Origin of the sequence: Anaerostipes amylophilus, from assembly GCF_025567365.1 — a bacterium.
In the GTDB taxonomy this organism is placed as follows: domain Bacteria; phylum Bacillota; class Clostridia; order Lachnospirales; family Lachnospiraceae; genus Anaerostipes; species Anaerostipes amylophilus.
Genome location: NZ_JAOQJG010000007.1, coordinates 154,118 through 170,570, shown reverse-complemented (window position 1 = coordinate 170,570; position 16,453 = coordinate 154,118). Strand labels below are relative to the sequence as shown.

Here is a 16,453-nt window from a genome sequence, read left to right as displayed (position 1 = left end):
ATTATGGAAAAAAGAATCATTACAATCAGCAGAGAATTTGGAAGTGGCGGCCGTTTTATTGGAGAAGAAGTGGCAAAACAGCTTGGAATTGCTTATTACAGTGAAAATATCATAGATCAGATTGCACAACAATCTGGATTATCACCAGAATATATCGAAGAAAATGCAGAATTATCACCCAAAAGAGGATTTTTTGCCTATGCATTTTCAGGTCGTGATATTACAGGAAAATCCGTGGATGATATGTTGTATGAGGCACAGAGAAAAGTAATCCTGGAAATCGCAGAAAAAGAGCCTTGTGTTTTGATTGGAAGAAATGCAGATTTTATATTGAAAGATAGAGAAGATGTGCTGAATGTATTTATATATGGAGATATGCCAGAGAAGATCAAACGTATCTGTAAGTTATATGATGTTACGGAAGATGGGGCAGTGAAACTGATAAAGGATACAGATAAAAGACGAAGGACAAATTATAATTTCTATACGGAACAAAAATGGGGAATGGCTAAGAATTATACATTGTCATTAAACAGTTCACAGTTGGGATATGCAAGGTGTAAGAAGATGATCATGGATTGTATGGATATTTGCATTTGAAAAAGGAATTATTTATGGAAAAAATAGCGACAGGTAGAAAGTTGTGGTAAAATATAAGTAATTAATCGAAAGATTAAAAGAAACTTTGATATGTTACAATGAAATGGAGGGGATGAGGATGAAGTGTCCATATTGTAACAAAGAAATGGAAAAAGGATATATTCAGTCAAAGCATGGTCTTGGATGGAATAGAAAAAAGAGAGTATTAGCAGTTAGCTCTGGATGGTTTGCAGATCAACCATTGGAATATGAAAGCGTTGCTTATCGATGTGGGGATTGTAAGAAGATTATCATTGATTATAATCAGCAGGAAGAATAAAATTTTTCACAAGAGGGTTGCAAATGCAGTTTCACAAAATTGGGAATTTGCATAGATAATAGAAATGTGATGATGAGGCATTGTATATTACTAAAGTGATATACAGTGCCGTTATTTTTGTGATATAATAAAAATATAGATGAGAATATCATCAGATTTATTACAAAGTGTAGGACTTATTTTGCAGATTGGAGGCAAATATGAGCAGAAAAAGCAGAACAAAAAGCAAGACAAGAGCGAATGCAAAGACTAGAACGAAAAAAGCTGTTACAGCAACAGCGAAAAATACGGATACAGAAAAGACTACTATTTCAACAGTAGAAAATACGGATGAAAAAACTACAGCTGTTAAAGCAGTAAAGAAAACGGAAGAAAAACAGATAGTTCCAACAGTTAAGAAGACGGAAGAGAAAAAAGCAGATATTCCGACAGTAAAAGATGCGGAAGAGAAAAAAGCGGCTGCTTCAACAGAAAAAAAGGCAGCTAAGAAAAAGAAAGCTGTTTCCACTGCAAAAAAAGAAGATACTAAAAAAGAAACTGTTCCAGTTGAGCAAGAAGTAGTTGCTAAACAAGAAGCACCTGTAGAACAGGAGCAACCAAAGGAATATGTAGATCTTGGACCAAGAAGAAGTGTCGTTTTCATTGGCTCAGAATGCTATCCATTTGTAAAAACAGGAGGACTTGGAGATGTCATGTCTGCATTGCCAAAGAGTCTTGCAAAATTAAATGTTGATGTGAAGGTTATTCTTCCAAGATACAAATGTATTCCTTGGGAATATCAAGAAAAGATGGAGTATAAAGGCTCTTTTTATATGAACCTTTGCTCTGATGGAAAACAATACTATGTTGGTATTATGGAATATCAGGAAGACGGCGTTGTTTATGATTTTATCGACAATGATGAATTTTTCTCCTGGGGTAATCCATATACAAATCTGATCGATGATATTCCAAAGTTTTGTTATTTTTCCAAGGCAGCATTGGCGGCACTTAATTATCTGGATTGGGTTCCAGATGTTGTACATTGCCATGACTGGCAGGCAGCTTTGGTGCCATTGTATCTAAGAACATGTTTTGCCGATACAAATGTAGGACGTGCAAGTGCAGTACTTACGATACATAACCTCAAATTCCAAGGTATTTATGATAGAAAGATGATCCAATACTGGTCAGGACTTCCGGACTATGTATTTAACAAAGACTGCCTGACTCAAAACTGGTTAGATGCGAATATGTTAAAAGGAGGAATCACATACTGCAATAGACTTACAACTGTAAGTAATACATATGCAGGAGAGATTCAGACAGAAGAATACGGAGAAGGACTTGCAGAGCACCTAAGATATCATCAAAATAAGATCAGAGGAATTGTAAATGGTATTGACGTTAATATCTGGAATCCATCCACAGACAAACTGTTAAAAGCCAATTATGATGCAAGCAATGCAATCGAAAATAAAAAGATCAATAAGAAAGCACTGCAGGAATCTTTAGGTTTAGAAGTAGACGAAAATAAAATGGTGATCGGACTGATTTCTCGTCTGACAAACCAGAAAGGACTGGATCTTGTAAATGATGTAATTCCAGGTGTCATGGATGGAAATACACAGGTCGTTGTCCTTGGTACAGGTGATTCCTGGTATGAAGATGCATTCCGTTCTTATGAGAATCAATACAAGGGAAGCTTCTGTGCTTATATCGCCTACAATGAGAATGTAGCTCACAACGTTTACTCAGGATGTGATGCCCTCTTAGTTCCATCAAGATTCGAACCATGCGGACTGACACAGCTGATCGCTATGAGATACGGTGCGATTCCAATCGTAAGAGAAACAGGAGGACTTAGAGATACCGTTCAGCCATATAACATGTTTGATAATACGGGAAATGGCTTTACATTTGATAGATATGAAGGCGGTCTGCTCTATGATACGATCAACAGAGCAAAGACCTGCTACTTTGAAAATCGAGCAAACTGGGATGATATGGTCATTCGCGATATGAATAAAGATGTATCTTGGGAGACAAGTGCATGGCAGTATAAGAATATGTATTTGGAGCTGACACCAAGATAAAATTCTCATTTGTAGGTAGTGTTGCATATATGAGTCAGAAAGAAGATAAGAAGATAAATATTTCTTCTTATCTTCTTTTTGACTCATACAATGGAACGCTATTCAAATCACTACACAGTGTGTATGTTAAACGATGTTGGCTGATAAGTTTTGTATTCGTTGACGGAAGATGAAAGGACTTTAAGAACACCGATTTGACGAGATGTTTAAAATACATTCAAAGCTTCAATCCTCTGTCTGAGAAATTCCTAATTTATAGCCAATAACATTCTCCACACGTGTTCGGTAGTGGTTTCGATCACGCAAATTAAAATTTCCTCAAAAGCAACGGCACCTCTGCTAAAAGCATTCCAATCCACCCGGCAAGATAAGAAAATGGCAATGCTTCGATCTGCAAGGAAAAATGAAACACAAGAACAGCCGCAAATATCACACGAACCGACATATTCACAAAACTACTGATCAAAGTAATCTTAAGATCTCCGATTCCGCGAAAATATCCCTGAACTCCATTTGTAACTGCAGGGAACAGATACATCAAAGAGATTAGTTTCAAATAAGTCACACCATGTTTGCACACGACAGGATCATTTGAAAAAAGCTGCATCAATGGGTGAGCCAAAAAGAAGCATACAAAAAAGATAAAAATTCCATAAAAAAGTTCAATCTTCATTCCACAACGAAAAGCAGCCTTAATACGATCGGTCTTTTTTGCACCTTTATTTTGTGCCATCAAAGCTGTCATCGCATGAGCAATATTTTGCTGTGGCATATAGGCAAAATCATCGATACGGTTTACAGCTGCAAAGGCAGCGGACACAAAGACACCCATTGAGTTTACAATAGATTGCACACCCAACTTACCAAGCTGTACGGTTGCTTGCTGCATCGCAGAAGCCCATCCGTAAGCAATCGTCTGTTTTAAAAGAGATGGATCAAAGATGAGCCATTTCTTGCCAAGTCGCAGGATTGGGACTTCCTTTTGAATATAAATGATACAAAGAATACAGGAAATTGCTTCACTTAATACAGTAGAAATCGCACATCCCTCACTTCCCATATGAAAAATAAGCACAAAAATAAGATCTCCAAATACATTGACAACAGAACTGATGATCAAAAAATAAAGAGGAGACTTGCTGTCTCCAAGAGCACGAAGCGTACTTGCAAAGCAATTATACATAAATGTAAAGATAAGCCCAGAAAAAATAATCCTTAAATAAAGTTTTGTCATAGGAATGATCACGAAATCCACCTGCATTAAGGTCAGGATTGGGTAAGCAAATAAGATGCAAAGAATAGACAATACAAGAGAAAAAACAATATAAATGTGGTGTGATATTTCCAGTAGTAAGGTCTTTTTCCATTGTAATAATTCTCCGCTCTTATGTAAATTTTACACTGTAGGCTATTGTATCATGTTTTGATGATAATCTCAAAGATCAGAGTGTTAGATTTGATTAAGAACTGATATAATAGGAGAAACAACAAAGATTTTGAAGGAGAGGAAAATGAAACTTGCACTAGTACAAATGAACATGAAAACAGACATACAAAAAAATCTTGACAAAAGTCTGCAATACTGTGACAAAGCAAAGGTGCGGATCTGGTCATAGTTCCAACAGCGAATACGAAAGCAGAACCAATGGAGACGTTTGAATGGGAAATGCGTGTTCAGGCAATGCATAACCAGAAGGCCAGAATAGTATAGTTAGAGATGTTTCATAATCTTTGGCATATTAATAAATAGAAAGATAAGTAAGAAATTGGAGAGTATCACTATATGGAAAAGTTAAATAAAAAAGCATACTATCATCTGCCAGGACTATTTGAATTTTATGAGCTGTATTGCGTATTTCTTCCATTATATAGAAAACATAGAGAATATTTTTATGAATGGTGTGAAATCAGCTCTATCTATGGATCTCCGGCGGATTGTATCTGGGGAGGAGGTCGTGCTGGCTTTGGTTCGGATAATCCAGAAGAAGCTTTAGAATTAATGAAAGAATATGGAATCTCGGCACGACTAACGTTTAGCAATAGTTTGTTAAGAGAAGAACATCTGTCGGATAGGAAATGTAATGAATTATGTAAATTATTTGAAGAAACAGGGCAAAAAAGAAATGGTGTGATCATCTATTCTGATTTATTACTTGACTATATAAAAAAATATTACAAAGGCTTATATTTTGTTTCTTCAACGACAAAAGTTTTAACAAACTTTGAAGAATTTTTAAATGAGGTAAAGAAAGAAGATTTTAAATACGTTGTACCAGATTTTCGCTTGAATAAAGCATTTGATCAATTGAAAAAATTATCAAACGTGGAAAAAGATAAGGTAGAATTCTTATGCAATGAATGCTGTTGGTATGGATGTAAGGAAAGAAAGCAGTGCTACGAAACAGTCAGCAGGAAAAATTTAGGAGAAAATATTTCAGAACATATCTGCCAAGCACCAGAAGCTGATCAAGGATACCGCTTTTCAAAAGCAATGAAAAATCCAGGATTTATAAGTGTTGATGATATTAAAAATACTTACTTGCCAATGGGGTTCTCTAATTTCAAAATAGAAGGACGAAGCCTTGGAAGTGCTTTAGTATTGGAGTTTCTGCTTTATTATATGGTAAAGCCAGAATATCAGATTCATGTGAGGGAAGAAGTATATTTGGATAATATGCTGGATTTATTTTAAATTTTAAGTTGTGGAGTTGGCCAATTTAATGTGGTGTGTATGGAGAATGGTATCAGATAAGAATTAAGGTTTTCTCAGACAGATAATATGAAATGTTTGATGGAATTGTGGTTTTTATTGGGAAGTGGAGCAAGTGACTTATTGGATGAAATCAGGGAAAACGTAAGATGTGTTGAATGACGGGTTGGAATCTTAAAAAAATAAGGGGTTCCATTTTCTTCAACAATTTAGTATAATAGAAAGATACAGTGAAATATATATTGAAAATAGGAGAGAAAAATGGAAAAGAAAAATGACTTTAAGCCATTTATTCCCGCAGATAAAGTGTTACCCGAATTTACAGTTACATCAGTAATTCTTGGTATGATCCTAGCGGTTATATTTGGTGGTGCCAACGCTTATTTAGGATTAAGAGTTGGTATGACTGTATCAGCCTCTATTCCAGCGGCAGTTATTTCTATGGGTGTGATCCGAATGATCTTAAAGAAAGATTCCATTCTTGAGAATAACATGGTACAGACAATTGGTTCAGCAGGTGAATCATTAGCGGCAGGAGCAATTTTTACAATTCCTGCTATTTTTATCTGGGCATCAGAAAAAGGAAGTGGAGTGAGTGCTCCATCTTTCGTATCTATTGCATTGATCGCTCTTTGCGGTGGTATTTTAGGAGTACTTTTTATGGTACCTCTTCGTACAGCCCTGATCGTAGAAGAACATGGAACACTTCCTTATCCTGAAGGAACAGCTTGTGCAGAAGTACTTTTAGCTGGAGAACAGGGTGGAAGCAAATCAAAAGTTGTATTTGCAGGACTTGGAATTGCAGCAGTTTATAAATTTATTGCAGATGGTTTAAAACTTTTCCCTAGTGAAGTTCAATTCTCAATGCAGGGAAATTATACAACCTCTGTTGGTATGGATGTCCTTCCAGCGTTAGCAGGTGTAGGTTATATCTGTGGAGCACAGGTATCAAGTTATATTTTCGCAGGTGGTGTGTTATCATATCTTGTGTTAATTCCTGCAATCGCTTATTTTGGTGGAGATTCTGTATCAAAGGTTGTTGATGAAGCAGGAAAGACACTAGCTTTTAATCAGTTATCTGCTTCTCAGATCTGGAGTAATTATGTCAGATATATCGGTGCAGGTGCTGTAGCAGCAGGTGGACTGATCAGTTTGATCAAGACATTCCCTACTATGGTTAAGACATTTGGACATGCCATGAAAGGATTTGGTAAGACAGGTGATAGTCAGCTAAGAACGCAGCAGGATTTATCTATGAAAGTTGTTCTTGGAGGAGTATTGATCATTGCAGCTTTAATCTGGTTATTACCAGAGATTCCAGTAAGCCTCTTAGGAGCATTGATGATTGTTGTCTTTGGTTTCTTCTTTGCAACTGTATCATCCAGAATGGTTGGTATTGTAGGAAGTAGCAATAACCCAGTATCAGGTATGGCGATCGCAACACTGATCGTAACAACATTTATCTTAAAAGCAACTGGTAATACAGGAGCAACAGGTATGGTATCAGCAATTTCCATTGGTACAGTTATTTGTATCATTGCAGCTATGGCTGGTGATACTTCACAGGATTTAAAGACAGGTTATATCGTAGGTGCGACACCTAGATTACAGCAGATCGGTGAATTGATCGGTGCTATTGTGGCAGCATTTGCGATTGGAGGAGTTATGTATCTTCTGAATGCAGCATGGGGATTCGGTTCTGACCAGATTCCTGCACCACAGGCAACTTTGATGAAGATGGTTGTTGAAGGTGTTATGGGTGGTACATTACCATGGGTATTGATCTTCATGGGAGCATTTATCGCCATTGTTGTTGAGATCCTTGGAATTCCAGTATTAGCATTCTCTATTGGTCTTTATTTACCAATTTACTTAAGTGCACCAATCATGGTTGGTGGAGTTATTCGTTGGTTTGTTGACAATAAGAAAAAATACGACAGTGATAAAGCGAGAAAAGATGGATCAGACAGAGGTGTCCTTTATGCGGCAGGTATGATCGCAGGAGAAGGTATCGTTGGTATCCTTCTTGCTGTATTAGCAGTATTTAATGTTGCGGATAAGATCGATCTTTCTTCCGTATATGGAGGAGCTTTTGAAACGACTGGCAACTGGGTTGGTTTAGTAGCGTTTATAGTATTACTTGCTACACTATTCTACTTCACAAGAAATAAAAAGACGATTGAAGTAGATGCAGAAAAATAATAAAATAAATATGTATTTCAGTGAGAAGAAAGCACTGCTGCGATCACGCAGTAGTGCTTTCTAAATAAAAAGGTGAATTGATGAAAGATAAGAAGAATTATATTGATCATATCCCGAAGATCAATGATATGAAATGGGAAGTATTAGAAGATGGAATTGTAGAAATCACTGTAGAAAATAAGGGATTCTATAATACAATCGCACAGAAATTGTTTAAAAGGCCACGATATAGTTTCATCAAATTAGATGAATATGGAAGTTTTGTGTGGCAGAAGATCGATGGAAAGAAAAGTATTTACGAGATAGGGAAAGAACTTGAAAGCGCTCATGAAGGTGCAGCGACACAATTATACGAGAGATTGTCACAATATTTTGCAATTTTAGAAAGAAACAAATACATTATTTTTGAAGAATAAACCTTATTAGGTAAAAGGAATTTAAAATGAAATTATCAACAGCGATCATAGGTATTGTTTTATTTGCCATAGCGACGATGATCCTATATGGATGGGGAATCGTTAAACAAAAGAATCAGACAAATGACCTGATGAATTTGCTTTTTAGCAAAGGACAGGATAAAATAAAAAAGTATTTAAAACAAAATGAATACATTACAATTTCACAAGTGGAACAAATTTGCGAAGGTCTCGAAGCAAAACAGCCATTTTCAAGAAATAGAGCGGTTGTAAAGGATAAGAGAGACTATGCAAAAAAACTTGTAGAATATATGCTGAAGACGAACCAGCTTGAAAAAGAGGGTAGTCGTTATAAAATGCATAAAAAATAAGGAGGACATAGAGATGTCAGTATTAGGAGAATTACAGCCAAACAAAGTATTTCAATATTTTGAGGAGATTTGTGCAATCCCTCATGGGTCAAGAAATTTACAGCAGATCAGTGATTATCTGGTAGATTTTGCGAAAGCACATGGATTAAAATACAGACAGGATGAAGATTTAAATGTGATCATCTGGAAAGATGGATCAAAAGGGTATGAAGATTCTGATCCAGTCATCCTTCAGGGACATATGGATATGGTAGCAGTGAAAGAATCAGACTGCGACAAAGATATGGAAAAAGAAGGATTAGACTTAGAAATTGATGGAGATTATATTTTAGCCAAAGGAACTTCCTTAGGTGGAGATGATGGAATTGCCGTTGCATACACACTTGCCGTATTAGATGATGAAGAAATGGCACATCCACCGATTGAAGCGATTTTCACAGTCAATGAAGAAATCGGTATGTTAGGAGCAGCAACCATTGATGTTTCTGATCTGAAAGGACGTTTATTTATGAATATGGACTCTGAAGATGAGGGCGTATTCACAGTCAGCTGTGCAGGTGGAGCATCTGTGATCTGCAAGATTCCATATGAGACAGAAACAGTCAATGCATCAGTCATCGAGATTAAAATGGATGGATTTACAGGTGGACATTCTGGAGTTGAGATCATCAAAGGACGTATGAATGCAAACTGTGCAATGGCAAGAGTGTTGTTAAGTTTGTTCAATGAGGTTGAAATGCAGCTTGTTTCAGTAAATGGTGGAGAAAAAGACAATGCGATCGCGAAATTCAGCGAAGCATCTGTTGCAGTACTGCCAGAAGAAGTAGAAGAAGCAAAACAGATCATTGAAAATACATTTGCACAGATCAAAGAAGAATATAAAGTGACAGATCCTGGTGCAAGATTAACAGTAAATGTAAAAGAAACTGCTGACGTAGAGACATTTACAGAAGATACAACATTTGCAGTAGTGACTGCAATGGTTCATATGCCAAATGGTGTTCAGAGAATGAATCCAGAGATTGAAGGATTGGTACAGACATCACTAAATATGGGGATTTTAACAACGAAAGATTCTGAAGTACAGATGACATTTGCAGTTAGAAGTTCCAGTGAAACAGAGAAACAGTATCTGATCGCTCAATTGACATCTCTGTCTGAAACATTAGGTGGAGAGATAGAAATCGTAGGACCATATCCAGGATGGGAGTATAAAGCAGATTCCAGACTACGCGAAGTTATGGTTGAGGCATACAAAGATTTATACAATGGAGAAGAACCTGTGGTTGAAGGAATTCATGCAGGACTGGAATGTGGAATCTTTGCTTCAAAATTACCAGGACTTGATGCGGTATCCTTTGGTCCTCAGATGGAACATATTCATACGACAAATGAAGTATTGAGTATTTCATCTACGGAACGTACATGGGAACTGGTTGTTAAGACATTGGCGGCATTGAAATAAATTTTAAATTTTGTAATTGGCCAACTGTAGATTTCGAGTATATGATAAAAATAAATAAACGATCGGAAGAGTAGCTAGAGAATTTTACTCACGTTTTTGCAGATCGCTGATTCGCTGGCTTTCCTTGCGAAACTCGCTTTCAAGGGTATTCAAATTTGAATTCTTTGAGGCTCAAACATCGCACCAAGCCAGCTTCGAATCCGCAAAAAACGTGGCAAAATTCTAATGCTGCTCTTCCGATCGTTTATTTATTTTTTATCATATACCTGAAGTCAATCGTGTGGACAATTCACAAGATTAGAAAATTTACCGACGTATCAGGTGATTAAGAATGGACATTGGAACCAGGATCGATTATGTAAGAGTTGATACGCACAGAGATAATCAGTCAATGCATATTATCTGGAATATGATGATAAGAGATCAGGAGGATTTGCGCCACTTGCGAAAGTAAGCGGAGATAAGAAAGTAGTTTTAGGACTAGTGACTACAAAAACACCAGAACTAGAAGACAAAGAAAAAGTGATCGCAAGAATTCATGAAGCAGCAAAATATGTACCACTTGACCGCCTATATTTAAGCCCACAGTGCGGATTCGCGTCATGCGAGATCGGAAATAAACTGACAGAAGAACAGCAGTGGGCGAAACTTAAACTTGTAAAAGAAATCGCAGAAGAAGTGTGGGGATAAATTCTAATTTGCGACGGTAGGCTTTTGTATTCGTTAACAGAAGATCAAAGGAACTTAAGAACACCGATTTGATGAGATGTTTGAGATACATTCAAACTTCATATCTTCTGTCATGAAAAAACTAATTTACAGTAAATACTGTTCTCCATACACATCCGGTAGTGGTTTCGATTACGTAAATTAAAATTTAAAAACTAGTTGAGTTTTCCCAAACCTTTCTATACAATAAATAAGAAGAAAATAAATGAAAGGAATTAAACTTATGGAAGAATTCTTACAAGTAGGAGCGATCGCGAACACACATGGTATCGCAGGGGAAGTCAAAGTATTTCCGATGACAGATGATATCAAACGATTTAAGAAATTAAAAGAAGTATATTTAGATACAGGAAAAGAAAGAAAATTATTACATGTAGTATCATGTAAATTCGTAAAGAATCAGCCAGTTTTAAAATTTAAAGAATTTACAAATATTAATGAAGTAGAGATGTATAAGAGAAAAGGACTGTTTGTTACAAGAGATCAGGCAGTGCCTCTTGGTAAAGATGAATACTTTATTGCAGATCTGATCGGCCTTTCTGTGATCAGAGAGGATAATGGAGAAGTTCTTGGAAAATTAACAGATGTTTTACAGACGGGTGCAAATGATGTCTATGAAGTGAAAATGGAAGATGGGAAAGAAATTTTGCTTCCGGCGATCAGAGAATGTATCAAGAAAGTAGATCTTCAAAAAGGCGAGATTACAGTTCATGTGATGAAAGGATTATTAGATGAATAGATTTCATATATTAACATTGTTTCCAAAGATGGTAATGGATGGGCTTAATACAAGTATTATCGGCAGAGCGATCGATGCAGGACTTCTTGAGATCAATGCGGTTAATATCCGTGATTATTCTACCAATAAGCATATGAAAGTAGATGATTATCCATATGGAGGTGGAGCTGGACTTGTGATGCAGCCGGAGCCGGTTTATCGTGCGTATAAAGATCTTACAAAAAACATGAAGAAAAAGCCAAGAGTCGTTTATTTGACTCCGCAGGGAACAACGTTTCATCAGGAGATGGCAAAAGAACTTGCAAAGGAAGAAGAATTGGTCTTTTTATGTGGACATTATGAAGGAATCGATGAGAGAGTTTTAGAAGAGATCGTTACAGATTATGTATCTATTGGGGATTATGTATTGACTGGAGGTGAACTTCCAGCAATGGTTATGATTGATTCGATTTCAAGACTGGTTCCAGGAGTCTTACATAATGATGATTCCGCAGGGGATGAATCCTTTGAAAATGGATTGCTTGAATATCCGCAGTACACAAGACCACCTGTATTCTTAGATAAAGAAGTACCAGAAGTCCTTCTCTCAGGGCATCATGAGAATATCCGCAAATGGAGACATGAACAGTCAGTGAAACGAACCAAAGAGAGAAGACCAGATCTTTGGGAAGCATATGAGAAGGAGATGGAAGAAAACAATGGGAACAAGTAAGATCAGACTTGTTGCGGTTGATATGGATGGAACCCTTTTAAATAGAGAACGTAAGATCACACAATATACACAGAATGTCATCCGACGTGCGGTTAGTCAAGGTGTTGTTTTTGCACCTGCAACAGGACGAGCGGTCAATGCACTTCCACAAGAATTAAAAGATATGGAAGAAATCCGTTATGGGATTTTCAGTAATGGGGCGACAATCTATGATTTAAAAGAAAAGAAAGTTCTTTATAAAAATCAGTTTGAGCAAAAAAGGATTTTGGAATTAATGGATTTTCTAAAACAATTTGATGTAATGCAAAGTTACAGTATGAATGGACAATCATATGCTGCGAGAAAAGACATGGAAAATGTTGATTATTATCAATTAGATTCTAATACGAAAGCGATCATTCATAATTCAAGAAAACTGATCAATGATCTGGAAGATTTTTTAAAAGAACATGACAAGACGGAAACAGTAGAGAAAATAACTTTATTATTTCGTACAAAGGAAGAAAGAGCAAAGGTCTGGAAAGCATTAGAAAGATTTGATGATATCCAGTATTCAAGTTCTCTTCCAAAGAACATTGAAATCTCCAAAAAAGGATGTAATAAAGGAGATGGGCTTCTTCATTTGGCTAAGAGTCTTGGAATTAAAAGGGAAGAGGTCATGGGCTGTGGAGATGCAGATAATGACAGGGAATTATTAGAATGCTCAGGATTTTCTGTAGCCATGGAAAATGGAATCGATGAAATAAAAGAGATTGCAGATTATATTACGGTAACGAATGAGGAAAATGGTGTTGCCAAGGCGATGGAGAAATTTGTATTAATTTAATACTAATATATAGAGCAAGCATATAAAGATATCTGAATTGAAAAAAATACAAAAAAAGGCTTGCAGCATACAAAAAAATATGATAATATGTTCAAGTTGTTATAAATATGGATGGTCCTCTGTTACATTTGGTATTAAGAACATCTAAAAACGTTCAAGGAGGAACAACAATGAGCGCACAGGATATTATTAAAAGCATCGAAGATGCACAGTTAAGAGAAGTTGCTGAATTCAAAACAGGAGACACTGTAAGAGTTCACGCGAAAGTAAAAGAAGGAAACCGTGAAAGAATCCAGGTTTTCGAAGGAACAGTCATCAAAAGACAGAATGGTGGAGCACGCGAAACATTTACTGTAAGAAAACAGGCAAGTGGTGTTGGTGTTGAAAAAACATGGCCAGTACATTCTCCAATCATCGAAAAGATTGAAGTAGTAAGACGTGGTAAAGTAAGACGTGCTAAATTATACTACTTACGTGATCGTGTTGGTAAAGCAGCAAAAGTAAAAGAAAGAGTATAATCAGACAGAGATTATCAAAAGAGAGGGATAGGCTGTATAAGCTTATCCCTGTTTTATTATATAGGATTTTGCTATATAATATCACACAGAGAAATTATATAAGGAAAGGAGTTCTCTATGAGGAAAGGATATACAATGACCTATCAGATGCGTAAGAAACAACGTCAGCAAAGAGAAATTATTATTCAATATGCACTTAAATTTGTAGGTGTTGTGTTACTTGCATTTTTGATCGTGCGATTCGTATGTTTCAGTTTTACGATTCAGGGAGATTCAATGTCACCATCGATCAAAAAAGGTGAAAAGCATCTGGTAAATCGTTTGATCTATCAGATCAAAGGACCAAGTAGATATGATGTGATCGTATTTAAGGCAGATGATAAGAATGGAAATTATTATGTAAAACGAGTTGTTGGACTTCCTGGAGAAAAAGTTCAGATCAAGAATGGACGAATTTATGTAAATGGAAAGAAAACAAAAGCATATTCCAGTCAAAAGATTTTATCCGCAGGACTTGCATCAGAAGAAATTACATTAAAGAGCGAACAGTACTTTGTCGTAGGAGATAACTACAATAATAGTGAGGACTCCAGAAGTGCAAGTGTTGGAAATATAAAAAGATCAAATATTGTTGGAAAAGTCGGTATCAAATACTGGCAGTGATAACAGAGGGAAGGAGATAGAAAAATGGATTTTCAGTGGTACCCAGGTCATATGACCAAAGCAAAACGTATGATGCAGGAAAATATGAAACTGATCGATATCATGATCGAGCTTGTGGATGCAAGAATTCCACTAAGCAGCAGGAACCCTGATATTGACCAGTTAGCAGCGAATAAATCAAGACTGATCTTATTAAATAAGACAGATATGGCGGATGAACGAGTGACTGCACAATGGGAAGAATATTTTAAAGAAAAAGGATTTTATGTAGCAAGGACAAATGCAAGATCCGGAAAAGGTGTCAAAGGGACACAGGCGATCGTCATGGATGCGTGCAAAGAAAAATTAGAAAGAGACAGAAAACGAGGAATTAAAAATCGTCCGATCAGAGCAATGATCGCAGGAATTCCAAACGTTGGGAAGTCAACCTTTATTAATAGTCTGGTTGGAAAAGCCTGTACAAAGACAGGAAATAAACCAGGTGTTACAAAAGGAAAACAATGGATCAAGTTAAATAAAAATATTGAATTATTAGACACACCAGGGATTTTGTGGCCTAAATTTGAAGATCAGCAGGTTGGATTACGTCTTGCATTGATCGGGTCTATCAGAGATGAGATTTTAAATCAAGATGAAATGGCAATTGAACTGATCGAATATCTGAAAAGTCATTATAAAGGAATTTTAGCAGATCGTTATCAGGTAGATGAAAGCGAAGACAAAGTGAAGATTTTAGAGCAGGTTGCAATGAATCGTAATTGTAAGATGAAAGGAAATGAATTAGATTACGAAAAAGCATCCAAGATTCTGCTAGAAGAATTCAGAAATGGGAAATTAGGAAAGATTTCTTTGGAAATTCCAGAGGAAATAAAAGAGGCATAAAAGTCTCTTATGGGGCAGGTAAAACAATGTTTAAAAGTATAATAAGATTACTGGTAACTATTCTGATCACAATCGCATTTGCTTTTTTGATGATCACATATGTGGGAGAGAGAACAAAAGTAAGCGGGCATTCAATGGAGCTGCAGCTGCATGACCAAGATCAAGTGTTGTTAGATAAGCTGACATATCGTTTTCGTAATCCTAAAAGATACGAAATTATCGTATTTCCTGGTCCAGAAGGCGGGGATCAGTTTTTTGTGAAACGAGTGATCGCACTTCCAGGAGAAACTGTGAAGATCGCAAAAGGAAAAGTTTATGTGAACAATAAAGAAGTGAAAGATTATTCTAAGGATCATACAACGGATCCATGTGAGTTGAAGTCAGAACTGCATCTTAAATCAGATGAATATTTTGTTCTAGGGGATAACAGAGATAACAGCAATGACAGCAGATACAAAGAGGTTGGTACAGTAAAGAGGGCAGAGATTACAGGAAGGGTCGTCTTTAGATTCTATCCTTGGAAGAGTGCAGGAGTGATCCGCCCATAGGAAGGATTTTATGACAAAGAAAGAAGAGCGAGAAGCCAGAAAATTAGAAAAGTTAAGACTTGAAAAAGAAAGAATGTATAAAATGTTTTCTTTCGAGAGAGAATATGCGGATCGTCAGTCCATCTGCGGAATTGATGAAGTTGGAAGAGGACCATTTGCAGGTCCGGTTGTTGCAGCAGCAGTGATTTTACCAAAAGATTGTGATATCTTATATCTGAATGATTCCAAGAAACTTTCTGAGAAGAAAAGAGAACTTTTATATGATGAGATTTATGAAAAAGCAGTAGCGATCGGAATTGGAATGTCTTCAGAGAAAGTGATCGATGAGATCAATATCCTGCAGGCAACTTATAAAGCAATGCAGCAGGCAATTTCAAAGCTTTCCGTAAAACCAGATCTTTTATTAAATGATGCAGTTACAATCCCAGAGGTAGACATCGAGCAGGTACCGATCATCAAAGGTGATGCAAAAAGTGCGTCAATTGCAGCGGCAAGTATTGTTGCAAAAGTTACAAGAGACCGAATGATGAAAGAATATGATGCAGTCTATCCGGGATATGATTTTGCAAAGAATAAAGGATATGGAACAAAAGCACATATTGAAGGAATCAAAAAACAGGGAATCTGCGATATTCACAGAAGAACATTTGTAAAGAAATACATATAAAAAGAACTATA

The 16,453-nt window shown here is 36.4% G+C and carries 17 protein-coding genes and 1 pseudogene; 17 read left to right on the top strand and 1 reads right to left on the bottom strand.

Features of this window, described 5'->3' with window-relative positions:
• Positions 1 to 3 precede the first annotated feature (3 nt).
• The 3 genes from OCV53_RS11085 to OCV53_RS11075 all read left to right on the top strand — a co-directional run bounded on the left by OCV53_RS11085 (position 4) and on the right by OCV53_RS11075 (position 2,994).
• Complete coding sequence (locus OCV53_RS11085; protein WP_055198302.1) at positions 4 to 600, top strand: cytidylate kinase-like family protein; 597 nt, start codon at positions 4 to 6, stop codon at positions 598 to 600.
• A 118-nt stretch (positions 601 to 718) separates the two neighbouring features.
• Positions 719 to 919 carry a PF20097 family protein gene (locus OCV53_RS11080; protein WP_022374516.1) on the top strand — a complete coding sequence of 67 codons (201 nt, stop codon included), beginning with the start codon at positions 719 to 721 and terminating at the stop codon, positions 917 to 919.
• A 200-nt stretch (positions 920 to 1,119) separates the two neighbouring features.
• Positions 1,120 to 2,994 (top strand): glycogen/starch synthase, encoded by a 1,875-nt coding sequence (locus tag OCV53_RS11075; RefSeq protein ID WP_055198300.1) that lies wholly within the window; start codon positions 1,120 to 1,122, stop codon positions 2,992 to 2,994.
• Between the two features lie 307 nt (positions 2,995 to 3,301).
• On the opposite strand, the gene OCV53_RS11070 is transcribed toward OCV53_RS11075, so the two are convergent.
• On the bottom strand, positions 3,302 to 4,318 hold the full coding sequence (locus tag OCV53_RS11070) for an MATE family efflux transporter (protein ID WP_331485946.1): 1,017 nt from the start codon (positions 4,316 to 4,318) through the stop codon (positions 3,302 to 3,304).
• Between the two features lie 459 nt (positions 4,319 to 4,777).
• Between OCV53_RS11070 and OCV53_RS11065 the strand changes: the two genes are divergently transcribed.
• The 14 genes and pseudogenes from OCV53_RS11065 (at position 4,778) to OCV53_RS11000 (ending at position 16,442) form a co-directional block, all read left to right on the top strand.
• Entirely contained in the window at positions 4,778 to 5,686 is a 909-nt protein-coding gene (locus OCV53_RS11065; RefSeq protein ID WP_055198298.1) for a hypothetical protein, read from the top strand.
• Between the two features lie 279 nt (positions 5,687 to 5,965).
• Entirely contained in the window at positions 5,966 to 7,906 is a 1,941-nt protein-coding gene (locus tag OCV53_RS11060) for an OPT family oligopeptide transporter (RefSeq protein WP_055198296.1), read from the top strand.
• Positions 7,907 to 7,986: 80 nt separating this feature from the next.
• Positions 7,987 to 8,322, top strand: coding sequence for a PqqD family protein (locus OCV53_RS11055; RefSeq protein WP_022375407.1), 336 nt, complete (start codon positions 7,987 to 7,989; stop codon positions 8,320 to 8,322).
• A gap of 26 nt (positions 8,323 to 8,348) precedes the next feature.
• The gene (locus tag OCV53_RS11050; RefSeq protein WP_022375406.1) at positions 8,349 to 8,693 is read left to right on the top strand and encodes a hypothetical protein; all 345 of its coding nucleotides are present in this window, start codon (positions 8,349 to 8,351) and stop codon (positions 8,691 to 8,693) included.
• 13 nt (positions 8,694 to 8,706) lie between these two features.
• Positions 8,707 to 10,158 (top strand): aminoacyl-histidine dipeptidase, encoded by a 1,452-nt coding sequence (locus OCV53_RS11045; protein WP_022375405.1) that lies wholly within the window; start codon positions 8,707 to 8,709, stop codon positions 10,156 to 10,158.
• Positions 10,159 to 10,542: 384 nt separating this feature from the next.
• Positions 10,543 to 10,848 (top strand): annotated as a pseudogene (locus OCV53_RS11040) (5-methyltetrahydropteroyltriglutamate--homocysteine methyltransferase); the annotation flags it as partial.
• Positions 10,849 to 11,110: 262 nt separating this feature from the next.
• Complete coding sequence (gene rimM / locus OCV53_RS11035) at positions 11,111 to 11,626, top strand: ribosome maturation factor RimM (RefSeq protein ID WP_022374561.1); 516 nt, start codon at positions 11,111 to 11,113, stop codon at positions 11,624 to 11,626.
• Positions 11,619 to 12,338 carry a tRNA (guanosine(37)-N1)-methyltransferase TrmD gene (gene trmD / locus OCV53_RS11030; RefSeq protein ID WP_022374562.1) on the top strand — a complete coding sequence of 240 codons (720 nt, stop codon included), beginning with the start codon at positions 11,619 to 11,621 and terminating at the stop codon, positions 12,336 to 12,338. Before rimM ends, trmD begins: the two co-directional genes overlap by 8 nt.
• On the top strand, positions 12,325 to 13,164 hold the full coding sequence (locus OCV53_RS11025; protein WP_055198294.1) for a Cof-type HAD-IIB family hydrolase: 840 nt from the start codon (positions 12,325 to 12,327) through the stop codon (positions 13,162 to 13,164). The genes trmD and OCV53_RS11025 overlap by 14 nt, the downstream gene beginning before the upstream one ends.
• 170 nt (positions 13,165 to 13,334) lie before the next feature.
• Positions 13,335 to 13,682 carry a 50S ribosomal protein L19 gene (rplS, locus tag OCV53_RS11020; RefSeq protein ID WP_009265055.1) on the top strand — a complete coding sequence of 116 codons (348 nt, stop codon included), beginning with the start codon at positions 13,335 to 13,337 and terminating at the stop codon, positions 13,680 to 13,682.
• Between the two features lie 117 nt (positions 13,683 to 13,799).
• Complete coding sequence (gene lepB / locus OCV53_RS11015) at positions 13,800 to 14,345, top strand: signal peptidase I (protein ID WP_022374267.1); 546 nt, start codon at positions 13,800 to 13,802, stop codon at positions 14,343 to 14,345.
• A 24-nt stretch (positions 14,346 to 14,369) separates the two neighbouring features.
• A complete protein-coding gene (gene ylqF, locus OCV53_RS11010) occupies positions 14,370 to 15,227 on the top strand; it encodes a ribosome biogenesis GTPase YlqF (protein ID WP_055198292.1) in 858 nt (285 codons plus the stop codon).
• 26 nt (positions 15,228 to 15,253) lie between these two features.
• The gene (lepB, locus tag OCV53_RS11005; RefSeq protein ID WP_022374269.1) at positions 15,254 to 15,775 is read left to right on the top strand and encodes a signal peptidase I; all 522 of its coding nucleotides are present in this window, start codon (positions 15,254 to 15,256) and stop codon (positions 15,773 to 15,775) included.
• Positions 15,776 to 15,785: 10 nt separating this feature from the next.
• Positions 15,786 to 16,442 carry a ribonuclease HII gene (locus OCV53_RS11000; RefSeq protein ID WP_022374270.1) on the top strand — a complete coding sequence of 219 codons (657 nt, stop codon included), beginning with the start codon at positions 15,786 to 15,788 and terminating at the stop codon, positions 16,440 to 16,442.
• Positions 16,443 to 16,453: the final 11 nt, after the last annotated feature.

Excerpts from the sequence above, each read along its gene's own strand:
- OCV53_RS11025 (WP_055198294.1), top strand. The coding sequence starts at position 12,325 with ATGGGAACAAGTAAGATCAGACTTGTTGCGGTTGATATGGATGGAACC.
- rimM (WP_022374561.1), top strand. The coding sequence starts at position 11,111 with ATGGAAGAATTCTTACAAGTAGGAGCGATCGCGAACACACATGGTATC.
- OCV53_RS11000 (WP_022374270.1), top strand. The coding sequence starts at position 15,786 with ATGACAAAGAAAGAAGAGCGAGAAGCCAGAAAATTAGAAAAGTTAAGA.
- OCV53_RS11080 (WP_022374516.1), top strand. The coding sequence starts at position 719 with ATGAAGTGTCCATATTGTAACAAAGAAATGGAAAAAGGATATATTCAG.
- OCV53_RS11055 (WP_022375407.1), top strand. The coding sequence starts at position 7,987 with ATGAAAGATAAGAAGAATTATATTGATCATATCCCGAAGATCAATGAT.
- rplS (WP_009265055.1), top strand. The coding sequence starts at position 13,335 with ATGAGCGCACAGGATATTATTAAAAGCATCGAAGATGCACAGTTAAGA.
- OCV53_RS11060 (WP_055198296.1), top strand. The coding sequence starts at position 5,966 with ATGGAAAAGAAAAATGACTTTAAGCCATTTATTCCCGCAGATAAAGTG.
- OCV53_RS11085 (WP_055198302.1), top strand. The coding sequence starts at position 4 with ATGGAAAAAAGAATCATTACAATCAGCAGAGAATTTGGAAGTGGCGGC.
- lepB (WP_022374269.1), top strand. The coding sequence starts at position 15,254 with ATGTTTAAAAGTATAATAAGATTACTGGTAACTATTCTGATCACAATC.
- OCV53_RS11065 (WP_055198298.1), top strand. The coding sequence starts at position 4,778 with ATGGAAAAGTTAAATAAAAAAGCATACTATCATCTGCCAGGACTATTT.
- lepB (WP_022374267.1), top strand. The coding sequence starts at position 13,800 with ATGAGGAAAGGATATACAATGACCTATCAGATGCGTAAGAAACAACGT.
- OCV53_RS11045 (WP_022375405.1), top strand. The coding sequence starts at position 8,707 with ATGTCAGTATTAGGAGAATTACAGCCAAACAAAGTATTTCAATATTTT.
- OCV53_RS11050 (WP_022375406.1), top strand. The coding sequence starts at position 8,349 with ATGAAATTATCAACAGCGATCATAGGTATTGTTTTATTTGCCATAGCG.
- OCV53_RS11075 (WP_055198300.1), top strand. The coding sequence starts at position 1,120 with ATGAGCAGAAAAAGCAGAACAAAAAGCAAGACAAGAGCGAATGCAAAG.
- trmD (WP_022374562.1), top strand. The coding sequence starts at position 11,619 with ATGAATAGATTTCATATATTAACATTGTTTCCAAAGATGGTAATGGAT.
- ylqF (WP_055198292.1), top strand. The coding sequence starts at position 14,370 with ATGGATTTTCAGTGGTACCCAGGTCATATGACCAAAGCAAAACGTATG.